Consider the following 18928-nt stretch of genomic DNA (forward strand, 5'->3'; position numbering starts at 1 on the left):
CGATCAGGTGCGGCCATGCCGGCTCAGCGCCCAGAGCACATGCTCGCGGACCAGTTCCGAGGGATGCTCTCGGCGCGCCTCGAGCGCCTCGAGCACCGGGATGGTCGAGGGCGCGTTGCCCAGACCGACCGCCAGGTTGCGCAGCCAGCGCTCGTAGCCGGCACGGCGCAGCGGCGAGCCTTCGCTGCGGGCAAGAAATTCGGCTTCGCTCCAGCGGAAGAGGGCGGCCAGTTCGGCGTTGTCCAGGCCATGGCGCGGCTGGAAGTCGCCCTCCGCGGTGGGCCGGGCGAAGCGGTTCCAGGGGCAGACCAGCTGGCAGTCGTCGCAGCCGAACACGCGGTTGCCGATCAGCGGACGCAGTTCCACAGGGATCGGCCCCTTCAGTTCGATGGTCAGGTAGGAGATGCAGCGCCGTGCGTCGAGCAGCTTGGGCCCGACGAAGGCACCGGTCGGGCAGGCCTCCAGGCAGGCCGAGCAGCGTCCGCAATGCTCGCCGGCGTGGGGCGCGTCCACCGGCAACGGCAGGTCGACGTACAGCTCGCCGAGGAAGAACCAGCTGCCGGCCTTACGGTTGAGCAGCAGGGTGTTCTTGCCGATCCAGCCGAGCCCGGCCTGCTCGGCGAGGGCCTTCTCCAGCACCGGGGCGCTGTCGACGAAGGCGCGGTAGCCGAACGGGCCGATCTCTCCCTGGATGCGTTCGGCCAGCTGCTGCAGGCGCTTGCGGATCAGCTTGTGGTAGTCGCGGCCGAGGGCATAGCGCGACAGGTAGGCCTGCTCCGGCGCGGCGAGGCGCTCGGCCATCCGCGTGTCGCCCGGCAGGTAGTCCATGCGCAGCGAGACCACCCGCAGGGTGCCAGGCAGCAGCTCGGCCGGGCGCGAGCGCTTGTCGCCGTGGGCGGCCATGTAGTCCATCTCGCCCTGGTAGCCGGCGGCCAGCCAGCGCTGCAGGTGGGCTTCGTGCTCGCCCAGCTCGATGCCGGCGATGCCGACCTGCTGGAAGCCCAGTTCGCGGCCCCAGTCCTTGATCGACTGGGCGAGGCGGGCGGGATCGGGAGGAGTGGCGGACATGCTGAAGGAAACCTGTATTCGATGCGATAATTCTGCCAGACCTCGGAGCCGATCGACGCATGCCAGACATCCAGGAAGACCTGCCGCTTTCCCTTTACAGCGCCGCCCAGGTGCGCGAACTCGACGCGCGGCTGATCGCCGCCGGCACGCCCGGCTTCGAGCTGATGAGCCGTGCCGCCCATGCCGCCTGGCGCGCCCTGCGCCGGCGCTGGCCACAGGCCGGTGCGCTGAGCGTGCTCGCCGGGCGCGGCAACAATGCCGGCGACGGCTATCTGGTCGCCGCGCTGGCACAGCGCGCCGGCTGGCGCGTGCGGGTGCTGGCGGTGGGCGACCCGCAGCAGCTGCAGGGCGACGCGGCGCAGGCCCTGGGCGAGGCGCGTCAGGCCGGCGTGGCGATCGAGCCCTGGAGCGAGTGCGCGCCGCTGGAGGGCGTGCTGGTCGATGCCCTGCTCGGCACCGGCCTCGGCGGTACGGTGCGCGAACCCTATGCCCAGGCGATCCGCCAGGTCAACGCCAGCGGTCTGCCGGTGCTGGCGGTGGACATTCCTTCCGGGCTCAGCGCCGACACCGGCTGCGCGCTGGGCGTGGCGGTACGCGCCGAGCTGACGGTGACCTTCATCGGCCTCAAGATCGGGCTGTTCACCGGCGAGGCGCCGGATCACGTCGGCACGCTGGTGTTCGCCGATCTGGCGGCCGACCCGCCGATCGTCGCCGCGCAGCCGGTCACCGCCCGGCGGCTGGCCGCCGGCAGTGTGGCGCGCCTGGCGCCGCGGCCGCGCACCGCGCACAAGGGGCATTTCGGCCATGTGCTGGTGGTCGGCGGCGACCTCGGCCTCGGCGGCGCGGCGCTGCTCGGCGCGGAAAGCGCCCTGCGTGCCGGCGCGGGGCTGGTCAGCCTGGCGACCCGCGGCGCACACGTGCCGGCGGCGCTGGCGCGGCGTCCGGAGCTGATGAGCCGCGGCGTCGAGTCGGCCAATCAGGCGCTGGCGCTGATGACTCGCGCCGATGTGCTGGTGGTCGGCCCGGGGCTCGGCCAGGAGGCCTGGGGGCGCAGCCTGCTGTCGGCGGCCGCCGGCCTCGCGCAGCCCCAGGTGTGGGATGCCGATGCCCTGAACCTGCTCGCCGCCGGTGCGCTGGGCGCGCCGGCGCATGCCGTGCTGACGCCCCACCCCGGCGAGGCCGCGCGTCTCCTGGGCAGCGATATCGGAACGGTACAGGCCGACCGGCCGGCGGCGGCCCTCGCCCTGGCGCGGCGCCATGGCGCGGTGGTCGTTCTCAAGGGGGCTGGCAGTTTGGTGGCCGATCCCGAGGGGCGCCTGGCGCTGTGCGACCACGGCCATCCGGCGATGGCCGGAGCGGGGCTCGGCGACGTCCTCGCCGGGCTGATCGGCGCCCTGATGGCCCAGGGTCTGGAGCCTTTCGAGGCGGCCTGCCTGGCGGTCTGGCTGCATGCCCGGGCGGGCGAGCGGTTGGGCGCGCAGGGACGCGGGCTGCTGGCGGGCGATCTGTTTCCGGCGATCCGCCAGCTGCTGGAGGAGCATGCGCCGTGCCTGATCTGAGCCTCTTCGCCGCCGACGAGGCGGCCCAGCTAATCCTCGGCGAGCGCCTTGGTGCGCTCACCGGCGGTTGCGGGACGATCTTCCTGCACGGCGATCTCGGCGCCGGCAAGACCACCCTGTCGCGCGGCATCCTGCGCGGCCTGGGCCATGCCGGCGTGGTGAAGAGCCCGACCTTCACCCTGGTCGAGCCCTACCGGATCGGCGAGCGGCAGGCCTACCACTTCGACCTGTATCGCCTGAGTGATCCGGAAGAGCTTGAATTTCTTGGCATTCGTGACTATTTCGAGGGAGACGCGCTGTGCCTGGTCGAATGGCCGCAGCGCGGCTCGGGCTTTTTGCCGAGGCCGGATCTCGACATTACCATTACCCAGCAAGCGGGAGGCCGCGTCCTGTGCCTGTCGCCCCATGGTGCACGGGGCGAAGCTTGGTGTGCGGCCCTGGCTCAGGAGAACTAGACAAATGAGGGGGAATCCCATGCGTGCCTGGGCTGCCGGCGTCGGTCTGCTGCTCGCCGCTCTGGCCGTCGATGCTTGGGCCGCCGTGGAAGTGCGGGGCGTGCGCCTGTGGCGGGCGCCGGACAATACCCGCCTGGTGTTCGATCTGAGCGGTCAGGTGCAGCACAGCGTGTTCACCCTGACCGCGCCGCACCGGATCGTCATCGATGTCAACGGCGCCCAGCTGCGCACTCCGCTGGACAGGCTCGCCCTGGGCAACACCCCGATCAGCGGTCTGCGCGCGGCGCAGCGGACCCCGAACGATCTGCGTCTGGTCCTCGATCTGTCCAAGTCGGTGGTGCCTAAGAGTTTCGCCCTCGCCCCCAACCAGCAGTACGGCCATCGCCTGGTGCTCGACCTCTACGATCAGGAGCCGGAGCCGAGCGTGGCGCCCGAGCTGCCGCCGACGCGCGTCGCAACCACCAAGCCGGTGCCGGTACCTGTGCCGGTCCCGGTGGTGACGCCGACCAAGCCGGCGGCGAAGGCGACCACGCCGTTGCCCAGGGGCAAGCGCGACATCGTGGTCGCCATCGATGCCGGTCATGGCGGCGAGGATCCCGGCGCGATCGGCTCGCAGGGCGCCCAGGAAAAGCACGTCGTGCTGGCCATCGCCCGCGAACTACAGCGCCAGATCAACGCCGAGAAGGGCTTTCGCGCCGAGCTGGTGCGCACCGGCGACTACTTCATTCCGCTGCGCCGGCGCACCGAGATCGCCCGCAAGAAGGGGGCCGACCTGTTCGTCTCCATCCATGCTGACGCCGCGCCGCGCTCGTCGGCCTTCGGCGCCTCCGTCTATGCCCTGTCCGATCGCGGCGCGACTTCGGAAACGGCGCGCTGGCTGGCCGACAGCGAGAACCGTTCGGACCTGATCGGCGGCGCCGGTAACGTCAGCCTGGAAGACAAGGACCGCATGCTCGCCGGCGTGCTGCTCGACCTGTCGATGACCGCCTCGCTGTCTTCCAGCCTGAACGTCGGCCAGAAGGTGCTGAGCAACATGGGGCGGATCACCCCGCTGCACAAGGAGCGGGTCGAGCAGGCCGGCTTCATGGTGCTGAAGTCGCCGGACATACCGTCGATCCTGGTGGAAACCGGGTTCATCTCCAATCCTGGCGAAGCCGGCAAGCTGCAGACCCGCAGTCACCAGCAGGCGCTGGCGCGCTCCATCCACGGCGGGGTGCGGCAGTTCTTCCACCAGAATCCGCCGCCGGGCACCTACATTGCCTGGCTGCGCGACTCCGGGAAGATCGCCCAGGGGCGACAGGAACATGTGGTCAGCTCTGGCGAAACCCTGGCGCTGATCGCCGAGCGCTATCAGGTCGGCATGGCGGCGCTGCGCAACGCCAACCGGCTAAAGAGCGACGAGCTGAAGATCGGTCAGGTCCTCGACATCCCGGCCGCCACCCTGGCGGCCCAGCCATGAACGGTCCGGCACGCATCCAGCTGCTGAGTCCGCGGCTGGCCAACCAGATCGCCGCCGGCGAGGTGGTCGAGCGCCCCGCCTCGGTGGCCAAGGAGCTGCTGGAGAACAGCCTGGACGCCGGCGCCCGGCGCATCGACATCGAGGTGGAGCAGGGCGGTGTCAAGCTGCTGCGGATACGCGACGACGGCTGCGGCATTGCCGCCGACGACCTGCCGCTGGCCCTGGCCCGCCATGCCACCAGCAAGATCCGCGATCTGGAGGATCTCGAGCGGGTGACGAGCCTGGGCTTTCGCGGCGAGGCGCTGGCCTCGATCGGCTCGGTGGCGCGCCTGACCCTGACCTCGCGTACCGCCGATGCCGGGCAGGCCTGGCAGGTCGAAACGGAGGGGCGCGACATGGAGGCGCGGGTGCAGCCGGCGGCGCATCCGGTCGGCACCTCGGTGGAGGTGCGCGACCTGTTCTTCAACACGCCGGCGCGGCGCAAGTTCCTGCGCGCGGAGAAGACCGAGTTCGAGCATCTGCAGGAAGTCATCAGGCGCCTGGCTCTGGCGCGTTTCGACGTGGCTTTCCATCTGCGCCACAACGGCCGCAGTGCGCTGGCCCTGCACGAGGCCGGCGACGAGATGGCCCGTGCGCGGCGGGTGGCGGCGGTCTGCGGGCCGGCCTTCCTGGAACAGGCGCTGCCCATCGAGGTCGAGCGGGGCGGCTTGCGCCTGTGGGGCTGGGTCGGCCTGCCGACCTTCTCGCGCAGCCAGGCCGACCTGCAGTACTTCTATGTCAACGGCCGCATGGTGCGCGACAAGCTGGTTGCCCATGCGGTGCGCCAGGCCTATCGCGACGTGCTGTTCAACGGCCGGCACCCGGCCTTCGTGCTGTTCCTCGAGGTCGATCCGGCGGTGGTGGATGTCAACGTGCACCCGACCAAGCACGAGGTGCGTTTCCGCGACAGCCGCATGATCCACGACTTCCTCTATGGCACCCTGCACCATGCGCTGGGCGAGGTGCGTCCCGAGGACCGTCTGGCGGCGCCCGCTGCCGTAGCGCCATTGGCGCCGCCCGTCGGGCCGGCCGCCGGCGAGTTCCGCGGGCAGGGCGAGATGCCGCTGTCCGCCGGTCTGTCCGAGCGGGAGCCCGAAAGGCCGGCCGCCTGGAAGGGGACGGGCGCCGGCTATCAGACGCCTTCGCCGCGGCCGGCCGGGCGCTCTGCCGAGTCCGCGGGCCTCTATCGCGAGTTTTTCGCACCCCTGGCCGAGTCCGGGGCCGAGCCCGCGGCCCAGCCGGAGGGGCTGGGCGGCATTCCACCGCTCGGCTATGCCCTGGCCCAGCTCAAGGGCATCTACATCCTCGCCGAGAATGCCCAGGGGCTGGTGCTGGTGGATATGCACGCGGCCCACGAGCGGATCACCTACGAGCGGCTGAAGGTTGCCATGGCCAGCGAGGGCTTGCGCGGCCAGCCGCTGTTGGTGCCGGAAAGCCTGGCCCTCAGCCAGCGCGAGGCGGACTGCGCCGAGGAGCATGCCGAGTGGTTCCAGCGGCTGGGCTTCGAGCTGCAGCGCCTCGGCCCGGAAACCCTGGCGATCCGCCAGACGCCGGCATTGCTCCGCCAGGCCGAGGCGGGCCAGCTGGTGCGCGATGTGCTGGCCGATCTTCTCGAGTACGGGACCAGCGACCGCATCCAGGCGCATCTCAACGAGCTGCTGGCGACCATGGCCTGTCATGGCGCGGTGCGCGCCAGCCGGCGCCTGACCCTGCCGGAGATGAACGCCCTGCTGCGCGACATGGAGCACACCGAGCGCAGCGGCCAGTGCAACCACGGGCGGCCGACCTGGACCCAGTTGGGTATGGACGAGCTGGACAAGCTGTTCCTGCGCGGCCGTTAGCCGTTCCCGCCCGCCGGGCAGGTCCGCTTGCGGCCTGGCGTCCGGCACCCGAAACTATGCGCCCTTTTCGCGCCAACACCGAGTTCGCCGATGTCCCGCCTGCCTCCCGCCATCCTCCTCATGGGGCCGACCGCCTCCGGCAAGACCGACCTGGCGCTGGAGCTGGCGCGGGTCCTGCCGTGCGAGCTGATCAGCGTCGACTCGGCGCTGGTCTACCGGGGCATGGACATCGGCACGGCCAAGCCCGCGAAGGCGCTGCTGGCGGAGTTTCCCCATCGGCTCATTGACATCCGCGATCCGGCGGAAAGCTATTCCGCCGCCGAGTTCCGCGACGACGCCCTGGCGGCCATGGCGGAGATCACCGCCCGGGGGCGCATCCCCCTGCTGGTGGGCGGCACCATGCTTTATTACAAGGCCCTGCTGGAGGGGCTGGCGGACATGCCGGGCGCCGATCCGGCGCTGCGTGCGGAACTGGAGGCGCGGGGAGCGGCGGAAGGCTGGCCGACCCTGCACCGGGAACTGGCGGCGGTCGATCCGGAGTCGGCGGCGCGCATCCACCCCAACGATCCCCAGCGTCTGGTGCGGGCTCTGGAGGTCTATCGGATCAGCGGCCTGTCGATGACCGTCCATCGGCTGCGTCAGGTTGCGCAAAATCCTGCATCCGGCAACTCGATTACCGGGCATTTGCCTTATACTGTCGCCCATCTGGCAATGGCGCCGGCGCAGCGACAGATTCTGCACGAGCGGATCGCCCGGCGATTCCACTTGATGCTGGAGCAGGGCTTCGTCGACGAGGTCGAGACCTTGCGGCGGCGCGGCGATCTACACGAGAGCCTGCCCTCCATGCGGGCCGTCGGCTATCGGCAGGTGCGGGAGCATCTGGATGGCCGACTGACGCGGGAGCAGATGGTCGAGCGCGGCATCATTGCGACACGCCAACTGGCCAAGCGGCAATTCACCTGGTTGCGCAGCTGGACCGACCTCCACTGGTTGGACAGCCTGGGGGACGACAATCTTCAACGCACCTTGAAATACCTCGAGGCGGCCGCCATATTGGCCTGAACTTCAGTCCTTGCTGCCGTTTTGGGTTTTCCATGGGGGCGGCCTGCCATTTTTCTTCGATTTCCAAACCATCCCTGAAAGGAGAGCTCCTTATGTCAAAAGGGCATTCGCTACAAGACCCTTACCTTAATACGCTGCGCAAAGAGCGCGTTCCGGTTTCCATCTATCTGGTCAATGGCATCAAGCTGCAGGGCCAGATCGAGTCCTTCGACCAGTTCGTGATTCTGCTGAAGAACACTGTCAGCCAGATGGTCTACAAGCACGCGATTTCCACCGTGGTGCCGAGCCGTCCGGTGCGCCTGCCCACTGCGAGCGAGGGCGAGCAGCCCGAACCCGGCAACGCCTGATAGGAGTCCACCTTGTTCTTTGAGCGCCCTGGTGGTGGAGAGCGGGCCATTCTGGTTCATCTGGAGGGGCAGGATCCCGAGGCGCGTGAGGACCCGCAGGAGTTCCAGGAACTTGCCCGCTCGGCAGGTGCCGACATGGTGGCGTTCGTCGGTGTGGCGCGCCACCAGCCGAGCGCCAAGTATCTGATCGGCACCGGCAAGGTCGATGAACTGCACGATCTGGTCAGGGTCGAGCAGGCCGAGCTGGTGATCTTCAATCACATCCTGACACCCAGCCAGGAGCGCAACCTGGAACGTGCCTTCGAGTGCCGGGTGCTCGATCGTACCGGCCTGATTCTGGACATCTTCGCCCAGCGCGCGCGAACTCACGAGGGCAAGCTGCAGGTCGAGCTGGCTCAGCTGGAGCACATGAGCACGCGGCTGGTTCGCGGCTGGACCCACCTGGAGCGGCAGAAGGGCGGTATCGGTCTGCGTGGCCCCGGCGAAACCCAGCTGGAAACCGACCGGCGCCTGCTGCGGGTACGCATCCGGCAGATCCGCCAGCGTCTGGAAAAGGTGCGCAGCCAGCGCGAGCAGGCGCGGCGCGGTCGCCGGCGCGCGGAGATTCCCCTGGTTTCCCTGGTCGGCTACACCAACGCCGGCAAGTCCACCCTGTTCAATGCCCTGACGGCTTCCGAGGTCTATGCGGCCAACCAGTTGTTCGCCACCCTCGATCCGACCCTGCGCCGCCTCGAGCTGGATGACCTGGGGGCGCTGGTGCTGGCCGATACCGTGGGCTTCATCCGCCATCTTCCGCACAAGCTGGTCGAGGCATTTCGCGCTACGCTGGAAGAGTCGAGCAACTCCGACCTGCTGCTGCACGTGATCGATGCCCATGAGCCCGAGCGCATGGCACAGATCGAGCAGGTCATGGCTGTGCTGGGGGAGATCGGCGCCGACAGCCTGCCGATTCTCGAGGTATACAACAAGCTTGACCTGCTCGAGGGCATGGAGCCGCAGATCCAGCGCGATGCCGACGGCAAGCCGCAGCGGGTCTGGGTTTCGGCCCGCGACGGACGGGGTCTGGATCTGTTGCGCCAGGCCATCGCCGAGCTGCTGGGGGATGATCTGTTCGTCGGAACCCTGCGTCTGCCGCAGGGGCTGGGTCGGCTGCGCGCGCAGTTTTTCGCGCTCGGGGCAGTGTGCAGCGAGACGCATGATGAGGAGGGGGGAAGCCTGCTGGCGGTGCGTTTGCCACGGATCGACCTGAATCGTCTGGTCAGCCGGGAGGGGCTGCGGCCGGACGAGTTCATCGCGCAACATACTTTGCAATGAAAGCGCAGCCGGCGATTTTGCCGCTGGAAGCGGGCAATTGGGTAGCATGGGGCGGCGTGCCGTGGGCGCGTCTGTGTTTTTCAGATGGAGAGCGCTATGGCTTGGAATGAGCCGGGTGGCAATTCTAACAATCAGGATCCCTGGGGGGGGCGTCGTGGGGGTGACCGTAAGGGACCGCCGGACCTCGACGAGGCGTTCCGCAAGTTACAGGAAAGCCTGAACGGCATGCTGGGCGGCAAGAAGCGCGGCAGTGACGGGGCAGGAGGCAAGGGCGGCGGCTTCGGTCTGTTCGGCATCGCCCTGGCGGTGCTGGCGGCTTTCTGGCTGTACAGCGCGATCTATGTGCTGGACGAGCAGGAGCAGGCGGTGGTGCTGCGCTTCGGCAAGTATCACGAAACCGTCGGGCCGGGCCTGAATATCCACTTTCCGCCGATCGATCGCAGGTTCGTGGAGAACGTCACCCGCGAGCGGGCCTACAGCAAGCAGGGGCAGATGCTCACCGAGGACGAGAACATCGTCGAGGTGCCGCTCACCGTGCAGTACAAGATCAGCAACCTGAAGGACTTCGTGCTGAACGTGGACCAGCCCGAGGTCAGTCTGCAGCATGCCACCGACAGCGCCCTGCGCCATGTGGCGGGCTCCACCGAGATGGACCAGGTGCTCACCGAGGGACGCGAACTGCTGGCGAGCGAGGTTCGGGAGCGCCTGCAGCGTTTCCTGGATACCTACCGGACCGGCATCCTCGTGACCCAGGTGAACGTGCAGAACGCCCAGGCGCCGCGCGAGGTCCAGGAGGCGTTCGACGACGTGATCCGGGCCCGCGAGGACGAGCAGCGCGAGCGCAACCAGGCGGAAGCCTATGCCAATGGCGTGATTCCCGAGGCCCGCGGCCAGGCCCAGCGGATTCTCGAGGATGCCAATGGCTATCGCGAGGAGGTCGTGGCTCGTGCCCGGGGTGAAGCGCAGCGTTTCAGCAGGCTGGTGGCGGAGTATCGCAAGGCGCCGGAGGTGACCCGTCAGCGCTTGTACCTGGAAACCCTGCAGGAGGTCCTGAGCAACAGCAGCAAGGTCCTGGTTGCCACCGAGGGTGGGCAGAGCAATCTGCTCTACCTGCCGCTCGACAAGATGCTCGAGGGGCGTGCCGGTGGCGCCCCGGCTGGCTTGCCGGCGCCTGCCGCGGCGGGCGCTGCCGAGATGGGCTCGCAGGTCGGCAATGATCAGCAGCAGCGAGACCTGCGTTCAAGGGAGAGGCGTTGATGAGCAACAAGTCCGTGATCGCCCTGGTCGTCGGAGTGGTTCTGGCGGTCGCCGTCTGGAACAGCTTCTACATCGTGGCGCAAACCGAAAAGGCTGTCCTGCTGCAGTTCGGTCGCATCGTCGAGGCCGATGTCCAGCCCGGGTTGCACGTGAAGATTCCCTATGTCAACAAGGTGCGCAAGTTCGACGCCCGTCTGTTGACGCTGGATTCGCCGACCCAGCGTTTCCTTACCCTGGAAAAGAAGGCAGTGATGGTCGATGCCTACGCCAAGTGGCGGGTGGCGGATGCCGAGCGCTTCTACACCGCGACTTCCGGCCTCAAGCAGGTCGCCGACGAGCGTCTGCTGCGCCGCCTCGAGTCGGGGCTGCGCGACCAGTTCGGCAAGCGTACCCTGCATGAGGTGGTGTCCGGCGAGCGCGACGCGCTGATGGCGGACATCGCCCAGATGCTCGATCGCCTGGCGCGCAAGGAGTTGGGGATCGAGGTGCTCGATGTGCGGGTCAAGGCCATCGATCTGCCGAAGGAGGTCAATCGCAGCGTGTTCGAGCGCATGAGCACCGAGCGCGAGCGCGAGGCCCGCGAGCACCGGGCCAAGGGCAAGGAGTTGGCCGAGGGGATTCGTGCCGATGCCGACCGCCAGCGCCGTGTGCTGCTGGCCGAGGCCTATCGCGAGTCGGAAGAACTGCGTGGCGAGGGCGATGCGCTGGCCGCTGCCATCTATGCCCAGGCTTACCAGCAGGACCAGGAGTTCTATGCCTTTCACCGCAGTCTGCAAGCCTATCGTGGCAGTTTCGCGGACAAGAAGGATATGCTGGTCCTGGATCCAAAGAGCGACTTCTTCCGCTATCTGGAGCAGGCCAAGCCGTGATGGAGATCCGGCGGGGGCTGCAGACCCCGCCGGGATGTCCCGAGTGGAAAACGTGCTATGATGGGCCAGCCGGGAAAATCCCGGCTTTTTTGCGTCTGTGGGAATCATGTGGCAGGAATTCGCAGTTGCCTTGTGTCTGATGCTGGTGTTCGAAGGCATCCTGCCATTCCTCAATCCGCGACGCTGGCGTAGTGCGATCATACAGGTGTTGCAATTGTCGGATCGCCAACTGCGCCTCACCGGGCTGGCCAGCATGCTGCTGGGAACAGCCCTCCTTTATTTGCTTCACTAAAGGCTTGCCGCCCGGATCGAGAGAGGAAAGGCGTAATGGCAACGGTAGACCGCTGGCTGCTGCCGGATGGCATCGAGGAAGTTCTGCCGCCGGAGGCGGCCCGCATCGAAGTGGTGCGTCGTCAGATGCTGGATCTGTTCCAGCGCTGGGGCTACGAGTTCGTCGTCACCCCGCATATCGAATTTCTGGAGTCTCTGCTGACCGGCGCCGGTCAGGACCTGGACCTGCGTACCTTCAAGGTGACGGACCCGCTGTCCGGCCGCCTGATCGGCTTTCGCGCCGACATCACGCCGCAGGTCGCGCGCATCGATGCGCACACCCTGCGCCGTGAGGGGCCCAGCCGGCTCTGCTATGCCGGCAGCGTGCTGCATGCGAAGCCGCGGGCCCTGTCCACTTCGCGCAGCCCTATTCAGCTGGGGGCGGAGCTTTACGGCGATGCCAGCCCGGCCAGCGACGTGGAAGTCATCGGCCTGATGCTGGAGGTGCTCGAGCAGGTCGCGGTGCCGGGCGTGCACATGGACCTCGGGCATGTTGGCATCTACCGGGGCCTGGCTCGGGCGGCGGGGCTCTCCGGCGAAGTCGAGCAGCAGCTTTTCGATGCCCTGCAGCGCAAGGCCGTCGACGAGGTGGAAGCCCTGACCGCGGCGCTGCCCGCGGCCCAGGCCTCGATGCTGCGCGCTCTGGCCGAACTCTGCGGTGGTCGCGAAGTGCTCGATCTGGCGCAGGCCTGTCTGGTCGACGCTCCCGCCGAAGTGCAGGCGGCCCTGGATGAGCTGATCGCCATTGCCGACATCCTGGGCGTGCGCTATCCGGAGCTGCCGCTGTATTTCGATCTGAGCGAGCTGCGCGGCTATCACTATCACACCGGCGTGGTGTTCGCCGCCTTCGTGCCGGGTGTCGGCCAGTCGATCGCCCAGGGTGGTCGTTACGACGACATCGGCGCCGATTTTGGCCGTGCCCGGCCGGCAACCGGTTTTTCCACCGACCTGAAGACCCTGGTGGCTCTGGGGCAGGTGGACTCGGCCGAGCCGGTGGTCGGCATCTGGGCCCCGGATAGTCACGATGTCTATCTTTGGCAGATGGTGCAGCGCCTGCGGCACCAGGGCGAGCGGGTGGTCCAGGCCTTGCCGGGCCAGCCGATTGCCGCTGCGCGGGCTGGTGGCTGCGACCGGCAGTTGCTGCTGAGCGATGGGCAGTGGCGGGTGGTGCCGCTGGCTCCCTGAGTTTCTTCAGCCGGCCCATGGGCCGGCTTCAGTTTTTCCCGAAGAGGACAAGCGTTATGGGTAAGAATGTCGTGGTCCTGGGCACCCAGTGGGGCGATGAGGGCAAGGGCAAGATCGTCGACCTGCTGACCGATCAGGCGGCGGCCGTCGTACGTTATCAGGGTGGCCACAACGCTGGTCACACGCTGGTCATCGATGGCGAGAAGACCGTGCTGCACCTGATTCCGTCCGGGATTCTGCGCGACAACGTGGAGTGCCTGATCGGCAACGGGGTGGTCGTGGCGCCGGATGCGTTGCTGCGCGAGATCGTCAAGCTGGAGGAGAAGGGTGTGCCGGTGCGTCAGCGCCTGCGCATCAGTCCGTCCTGCACCCTGATCCTGCCCTACCACGTGGCTCTGGACCAGGCGCGCGAGGCCGCCCGCTCTGAAGGCAAGATCGGCACCACCGGTCGCGGCATCGGCCCGGCCTACGAGGACAAGGTGGCGCGTCGCGGCCTGCGCATCGGCGACCTGTTCAATCCGGAGCGTTTTGCCAAGAAGCTGCGGGAGCTGCTGGAGTACCACAACTTCGTCCTGCAGAACTTCTACAAGGTCGAGCCGGTGGACTTCCAGAAGACCCTCGACGAGGCGCTCGGCTACGCCGAGCTGCTCAAGCCGATGATCGCCGATGTTGCCGTGCGCCTGCACGAGCTGCGCAAGCAGGGAGCCGACATCATGTTCGAGGGTGCTCAAGGTTCGCTGCTGGACATCGATCACGGCACCTATCCCTATGTGACCAGTTCCAGCACTACCGCTGGCGGTACCGCCACCGGCTCCGGCTTCGGTCCTCTGTACCTCGACTACATCCTCGGCATCACCAAGGCCTACACCACCCGTGTGGGGTCCGGACCTTTCCCCACCGAGCTGTTCGACGATATCGGGGCGCATTTGGCCAGCAAGGGGCATGAGTTCGGTTCCACAACCGGCCGTGCCCGCCGCTGTGGCTGGTTCGATGCGGTGATCCTGCGCCGTGCCATCGAGATCAACAGCATCTCCGGTCTGTGCCTGACCAAGCTGGATGTGCTGGACGGCCTGGAAACCGTCAAGCTGTGCGTGGCTTACCGGAATGCCGAGGGTGTCATCATCGAGGCCCCGACCGATGCCGACAGCTATGTGGGACTGGAGCCGGTATACGAGGAGATGCCGGGCTGGAAGGAGTCGACCGTCGGCATCAAGAGCCTGAACGGGCTGCCGGCCAATGCGCTTGCCTACATCAAGCGCATCGAGGCGCTGGTTGGGGCGCCCATCGACATCATTTCCACCGGTCCGGATCGCAACGAAACCATCGTGCTGCGTCATCCGTTCGCCTGAAGTTGGATCGCCCGAAAGGCCGCCTGCGGGCGGTCTTTCGCATGGGGCTTGCCACTGGCAGCATTGGAAGGGGTGGTGAAGTTTCAGGTGTACGGAAACGAAAAAACCGAGCCAGTGGCTCGGTTTTTTCGTGAATGAGATGGTGCCCAGGAGAAGACTCGAACTTCCACGGTGTTGCCACCGCTAGGACCTGAACCTAGTGCGTCTACCAATTCCGCCACCTGGGCACATGCGACGATCAGACGCCGACTTTCGCAGTATTCATCGGACTGGCCGACACGGAACCTGCTGTCCGCGATAAAAAACCACTTCAGTGAAGTGTGCTTTTCAATATGGTGCCCAGGAGAAGACTCGAACTTCCACGGTGTTGCCACCGCTAGGACCTGAACCTAGTGCGTCTACCAATTCCGCCACCTGGGCACTGCATCTCGATGCTATTGCGTCGATTTCATGCTACAACGTCTGCAACGTTGTGGGCGCGAACTATACGGAGCAGGTCTTGGCTTGTAAACCCTTGAGGTGAAAAAATTATTGTCACCGCAAAGCTGACCGACAGATGGATTTCGCGCTTCAATAAGCAGATGGCAGATACCTCAAATGGAAATCATGAATAAGGTGACAACGCACTGATGGCCGATTGGCAAAGTCTCGATCCCGAGGCCGCCCGCGAGGCGGAAAAGTACGATAACCCCATTCCCAGCCGCGAGCTGATCCTGAAGCGCCTCGACGAGCGCGGGGCTCCCGCCAGCCGCGAGGAGTTGGCGGAGGAGTTTGGCCTGCGCGAAGAGGAGCAGATCGAAGCCCTGCGCCGGCGACTGCGCGCCATGGAGCGCGACGGTCAACTGATCCATACCCGCCGCGGCACCTATGCGCCGGTGGACAAGCTCGACCTGGTGCTCGGCCGGGTCAGCGGACATCGGGACGGCTTCGGCTTCCTGATTCCCGACGACGGCAGCGACGACCTCTTTCTCAGTCCGATGCAGATGCGCCTGCTGTTCGACGGCGACCGGGCGCTGGCACGGGTATCCGGCTTCGACCGGCGGGGCCGCCGCGAGGGGGCCATCGTCGAGGTGGTCTCGCGAGCCCATGAAACCGTCGTCGGCCGCTACTACGAAGAAGGCGGCATCGGTTTTGTCATCCCCGACAACCCGAAGATCCAGCAGGAGATGCTGGTCACCCCCGGTCGCACGGGGAACGCCGCGGTCGGCCAGTTCGTCGAGATCCGCATCACCCACTGGCCGACCCTGCGCTTCCAGCCGCAGGGCGACATCGTCGAGGTGATCGGCAACTATATGGCGCCGGGCATGGAAATCGACGTTGCCCTGCGCAGCTACGATATCCCCCACGTCTGGCCGGAGGCCGTGCGCAAGGAGGCGTGCAAGCTCAAGCCCGAGGTGGAGGAGAAGGACAAGCTCAAGCGCATCGACCTGCGCCACCTGCCGTTCGTCACCATCGACGGTGAGGATGCCCGCGACTTCGACGATGCGGTCTACTGCGAGAAGAGCCTTCTGGCCCCGATCGCCGGTGGCTACCGCCTGTATGTGGCGATCGCTGACGTGTCCCACTACGTCAGGGTCGGCTCGGCGCTGGACGAGGAAGCCAGCCAGCGCGGCAACTCGGTGTATTTCCCCGAGCGGGTGGTACCGATGCTACCCGAGGAGCTGTCCAACGGCCTCTGTTCGCTCAACCCGCAGGTTGACCGGCTGGCCATGGTCTGCGAGATGACCCTGTCGCGCTCCGGCAAGATGACCGATTACCAGTTCTACGAGGCGGTCATCCATTCCCATGCGCGACTGACCTACAACCGGGTCAGCACCATGCTGGAGCAGCCGAAGAGCCCCGAAGGCAAGCGGCTGTGCAGCATCTATGCCGGGGTGCTGCCGCATCTCAAGCAGCTGTATTCGCTCTATAAGGTGCTGGTGAAGGCGCGCCAGGTGCGTGGCGCCATCGATTTCGAGACCCAGGAAACACGCATCGTCTTCGGTTCCGGGCGCAAGATCGCGGAAATCCTGCCGACCGAGCGCAACGATGCGCACAAGCTGATCGAGGAGTGCATGCTCTGCGCCAACGTGGCGACCGCCGCGTTCCTGCAGAAGCACGAGCTGCCGGGACTCTATCGGGTGCACGATGGCCCGCCGGCGGAGCGCCTGGAGAAGCTCAAGGCCTTTCTTGGCGAGCTCGGCCTGAGTCTGCACCGCAGCAAGGATGGCCCGACACCGAAGGACTACCAGATGCTGCTGGAGTCGATCCAGGGGCGAGCGGACTTCCACCTGATCCAGACGGTCATGCTGCGCTCGCTCAGCCAGGCGGTGTACAGCGCCGACAACCACGGCCACTTCGGCCTGAACTACGAGGCCTACACCCATTTCACCTCGCCGATCCGCCGCTATCCGGATCTGCTGGTGCACCGTGCGATCCGCAGCGTGATCCGCTCCAAGCGCGAGACCCCCCATGCCCGCCGCGCGGGTGCGGCGAGCATGCCCAAGGCGCGCATCTATCCCTACGACGAGGCGACCCTGGAGCAGCTCGGCGAAGCCTGCTCGCTGACCGAGCGGCGTGCCGACGAGGCGACCCGTGACGTGGTCAACTGGTTGAAGTGCGAGTTCATGCAGGATCGCGTCGGCGAGCGTTTCGACGGGGTGATCACCGCGGTGACCGGCTTCGGCATCTTCGTAGAGCTGAAGGACATCTACGTCGAGGGACTGGTGCATGTCACCGCCCTGCCGGGCGACTACTACCACTTCGATCCGGTGCATCATCGCCTGTCCGGGGAGCGCAGCGGGCGTGGCTTCCGGCTCGGCGACAGCGTTGCCGTGCGGGTGATGCGGGTCGACCTGGACGAGCGGCGGATCGATTTCGAGCTGGTCGAGGGCGAGCGTGGGCAGCCGACCGGGCGTCGTCGGCGTGCTGCCGAGCAGGAGGAGGTGGTCGAGGAGCGTGCCGCCAAGGGGCGTGGCAAGGGCGGCAAGGGCAAGGAGCTGGCGCCGCTGGCTTCCGAACTGCTGGCCCAGGCCGAGGCCATGCTCGGCAATACCGATGTGAAGAAGAGTCGGGCGACCAAGCAGGCGCTGCTGGCCGAGGCCAAGACTGCCAAGCCGGAGCGCCGGAAGGCGGCCAAGGGGTCTGCCGAGAAGGGCGGGGGCGGCAGGCAGCACAAGCCGGCTGACAAGGGGGCCCCCCGCAAGGCCCGGAGCAAGGCCAGAACATGAGCGATCTGGAACGGATCTACGGCGTGCATGCCGTGGAGGCCCTGCTGCGTCATCATCCCCGGCGGGTCAAGCAGCTCTGGCTGGCCGAGGGGCGTCAGGATCCGCGGATCCAGGCGCTGCTCGAGCTGGCCCGGCAGGCGCGGGTGCCGGTCGGCCAGCGTGAGCGTCGTGAGCTGGATGAGTGGGCCGAGGGCGTGCACCAGGGGGTGGTCGCCGAGGTCAGTCCCAGCCAGGTCTGGGGCGAGGCGATGCTCGACGAACTGCTCGACCGCTGCGAAGGACCGCCGCTGCTGCTGGTCTTGGACGGCGTCACCGATCCGCACAACCTCGGTGCTTGCCTGCGTACCGCCGACGCCGCCGGCGTGCAGGCGGTGATCGTGCCCAAGGACAAGTCGGCCACCCTGAATGCCACGGTGCGCAAGGTCGCCTGTGGCGCCGCCGAGGTGGTTCCGCTGGTGGCGGTGACCAATCTGGCGCGGACCCTGGAGAAGCTCCGTCAGCGCGGCCTGTGGACGGTCGGCACCGCCGGCGAGGTCGAGCAGGAGCTCTATGGGCTGGATCTGCGCGGCCCGACCGTGCTGATCATGGGCGCCGAGGGCAAGGGCATGCGCCGGCTGACCCGCGAGCACTGCGATTACCTGGTGCGCCTGCCGATGGCCGGCAGCGTCAGCAGCCTGAACGTGTCCGTCGCCACCGGCGTCTGTCTGTTCGAGGTCGTGCGCCAGCGCCGCCTGCAGTGACGGCAGGGCGCTGTGCGCCTTGCTTCCCTCCCGGCCCTTCTCTAGAATTGCGCCCCTTGTCTCGAGCTGGGGCGCACTGCCCCGGATTCCCGGCAAGTCCAACGAGTCATTCACTCCTTGCCTGACCGCATCGCGTCGGCAGGCTACAACCCGTAAGGAGCATCCATGCGTCATTACGAAATCATTTTCCTGGTCCACCCCGATCAGAGCGAGCAGGTCGGTGGCATGGTGGAGCGTTACACCAAGCTGATCGAAGAAGATGGTGGCAAGATCCATCGTCTGGAAGACTGGGGCCGTCGCCAGCTGGCCTATGCCATCAACAACGTGCACAAGGCTCACTACGTGATGCTGAACGTCGAGTGCAGTGGCAAGGCCCTGGCCGAGCTGGAAGACAACTTCCGCTACAACGACGCCGTCATCCGCAACCTGGTCATCCGCCGCGACGAAGCCATCACCGGCCAGTCCGAGATGCTCAAGGCCGAGGAAAACCGCAGCGAGCGTCGCGAGCGTCGTGAGCGCCCCGAACACGGCGGCCACGAAGGTCATGACAGCGATAGCGACAGCGATAAAGCTGACGAGTAATCCACGGATCTATTGAGGAGCAACTCCCATGGCACGTTTCTTCCGTCGTCGCAAGTTCTGCCGTTTCACCGCCGAAGGCGTCAAAGAGATCGACTTCAAGGATCTCAACACCCTGAAGGCCTACATCTCCGAAACCGGCAAGATCGTTCCCAGCCGCATCACCGGTACCAAGGCCCGTTATCAGCGTCAGCTGGCCACCGCCATCAAGCGTGCCCGCTACCTGGCCCTGCTGCCCTACACCGACAGCCACGGCCGTTGATGGC

Annotated in this window: 17 protein-coding genes and 2 tRNA genes; 16 read left to right on the forward strand and 3 right to left on the reverse strand. The window is 66.9% G+C overall.

Annotated features, from left to right (window positions below):
- Positions 1-3: 3 nt before the first annotated feature.
- Positions 4-1068, reverse strand: coding sequence for a tRNA epoxyqueuosine(34) reductase QueG (queG, locus tag EV691_RS03260; RefSeq protein WP_131298876.1), 1065 nt, complete (start codon positions 1066-1068; stop codon positions 4-6).
- 59 nt (positions 1069-1127) lie between these two features.
- Between queG and EV691_RS03265 the strand changes: the two genes are divergently transcribed.
- The 12 genes from EV691_RS03265 (at position 1128) to EV691_RS03320 (ending at position 14134) form a co-directional block, all read left to right on the forward strand.
- A complete protein-coding gene (locus EV691_RS03265; protein WP_131298875.1) occupies positions 1128-2627 on the forward strand; it encodes an NAD(P)H-hydrate dehydratase in 1500 nt (499 codons plus the stop codon).
- Positions 2615-3082: a tRNA (adenosine(37)-N6)-threonylcarbamoyltransferase complex ATPase subunit type 1 TsaE gene (gene tsaE / locus EV691_RS03270; protein ID WP_131298874.1), complete on the forward strand. Its 468-nt coding sequence runs from the start codon at positions 2615-2617 to the stop codon at positions 3080-3082. The genes EV691_RS03265 and tsaE overlap by 13 nt, the downstream gene beginning before the upstream one ends.
- Positions 3083-3101: 19 nt before the next feature.
- Positions 3102-4541, forward strand: a complete 1440-nt coding sequence (locus EV691_RS03275; RefSeq protein WP_131298873.1) for an N-acetylmuramoyl-L-alanine amidase — start codon at positions 3102-3104, stop codon at positions 4539-4541.
- The gene (gene mutL / locus EV691_RS03280) at positions 4538-6421 is read left to right on the forward strand and encodes a DNA mismatch repair endonuclease MutL (RefSeq protein WP_131298872.1); all 1884 of its coding nucleotides are present in this window, start codon (positions 4538-4540) and stop codon (positions 6419-6421) included. Before EV691_RS03275 ends, mutL begins: the two co-directional genes overlap by 4 nt.
- Positions 6422-6511: 90 nt before the next feature.
- Entirely contained in the window at positions 6512-7483 is a 972-nt protein-coding gene (gene miaA / locus EV691_RS03285) for a tRNA (adenosine(37)-N6)-dimethylallyltransferase MiaA (RefSeq protein ID WP_131298871.1), read from the forward strand.
- A gap of 92 nt (positions 7484-7575) precedes the next feature.
- A complete protein-coding gene (gene hfq, locus EV691_RS03290) occupies positions 7576-7830 on the forward strand; it encodes an RNA chaperone Hfq (RefSeq protein WP_012699425.1) in 255 nt (84 codons plus the stop codon).
- A 12-nt stretch (positions 7831-7842) separates the two neighbouring features.
- Entirely contained in the window at positions 7843-9144 is a 1302-nt protein-coding gene (gene hflX / locus EV691_RS03295) for a ribosome rescue GTPase HflX (protein ID WP_131298870.1), read from the forward strand.
- A gap of 96 nt (positions 9145-9240) precedes the next feature.
- Positions 9241-10401, forward strand: a complete 1161-nt coding sequence (gene hflK, locus EV691_RS03300; RefSeq protein WP_089169255.1) for an FtsH protease activity modulator HflK — start codon at positions 9241-9243, stop codon at positions 10399-10401.
- Entirely contained in the window at positions 10401-11270 is an 870-nt protein-coding gene (hflC, locus tag EV691_RS03305; protein ID WP_131298869.1) for a protease modulator HflC, read from the forward strand. Before hflK ends, hflC begins: the two co-directional genes overlap by 1 nt.
- A 106-nt stretch (positions 11271-11376) precedes the next feature.
- A complete protein-coding gene (locus EV691_RS03310; RefSeq protein ID WP_131298868.1) occupies positions 11377-11562 on the forward strand; it encodes a DUF2065 domain-containing protein in 186 nt (61 codons plus the stop codon).
- A 35-nt stretch (positions 11563-11597) separates the two neighbouring features.
- Positions 11598-12785 (forward strand): ATP phosphoribosyltransferase regulatory subunit, encoded by a 1188-nt coding sequence (locus tag EV691_RS03315; RefSeq protein ID WP_131298867.1) that lies wholly within the window; start codon positions 11598-11600, stop codon positions 12783-12785.
- Between the two features lie 56 nt (positions 12786-12841).
- Positions 12842-14134 (forward strand): adenylosuccinate synthase, encoded by a 1293-nt coding sequence (locus EV691_RS03320; RefSeq protein WP_131298866.1) that lies wholly within the window; start codon positions 12842-12844, stop codon positions 14132-14134.
- Between the two features lie 140 nt (positions 14135-14274).
- Here the strand turns inward: EV691_RS03320 and EV691_RS03325 are convergent.
- Positions 14275-14361, reverse strand: a tRNA-Leu gene (locus tag EV691_RS03325).
- Between the two features lie 106 nt (positions 14362-14467).
- Positions 14468-14554: transfer RNA gene (locus EV691_RS03330), tRNA-Leu, on the reverse strand.
- A 209-nt stretch (positions 14555-14763) separates the two neighbouring features.
- Between EV691_RS03330 and rnr the strand changes: the two genes are divergently transcribed.
- The 4 genes from rnr to rpsR all read left to right on the forward strand — a co-directional run bounded on the left by rnr (position 14764) and on the right by rpsR (position 18924).
- Complete coding sequence (rnr, locus tag EV691_RS03335; RefSeq protein WP_131298865.1) at positions 14764-17343, forward strand: ribonuclease R; 2580 nt, start codon at positions 14764-14766, stop codon at positions 17341-17343.
- Positions 17340-18083 (forward strand): 23S rRNA (guanosine(2251)-2'-O)-methyltransferase RlmB, encoded by a 744-nt coding sequence (gene rlmB / locus EV691_RS03340; RefSeq protein WP_131298864.1) that lies wholly within the window; start codon positions 17340-17342, stop codon positions 18081-18083. Before rnr ends, rlmB begins: the two co-directional genes overlap by 4 nt.
- A gap of 165 nt (positions 18084-18248) precedes the next feature.
- Positions 18249-18665 carry a 30S ribosomal protein S6 gene (gene rpsF / locus EV691_RS03345; protein WP_131298863.1) on the forward strand — a complete coding sequence of 139 codons (417 nt, stop codon included), beginning with the start codon at positions 18249-18251 and terminating at the stop codon, positions 18663-18665.
- Between the two features lie 28 nt (positions 18666-18693).
- Positions 18694-18924, forward strand: a complete 231-nt coding sequence (rpsR, locus tag EV691_RS03350) for a 30S ribosomal protein S18 (protein WP_012699436.1) — start codon at positions 18694-18696, stop codon at positions 18922-18924.
- Positions 18925-18928: the final 4 nt, after the last annotated feature.

The sequence above is a fragment of the Azotobacter chroococcum genome, from assembly GCF_004339665.1.
Classification (GTDB): Bacteria; Pseudomonadota; Gammaproteobacteria; order Pseudomonadales; family Pseudomonadaceae; genus Azotobacter; species Azotobacter chroococcum.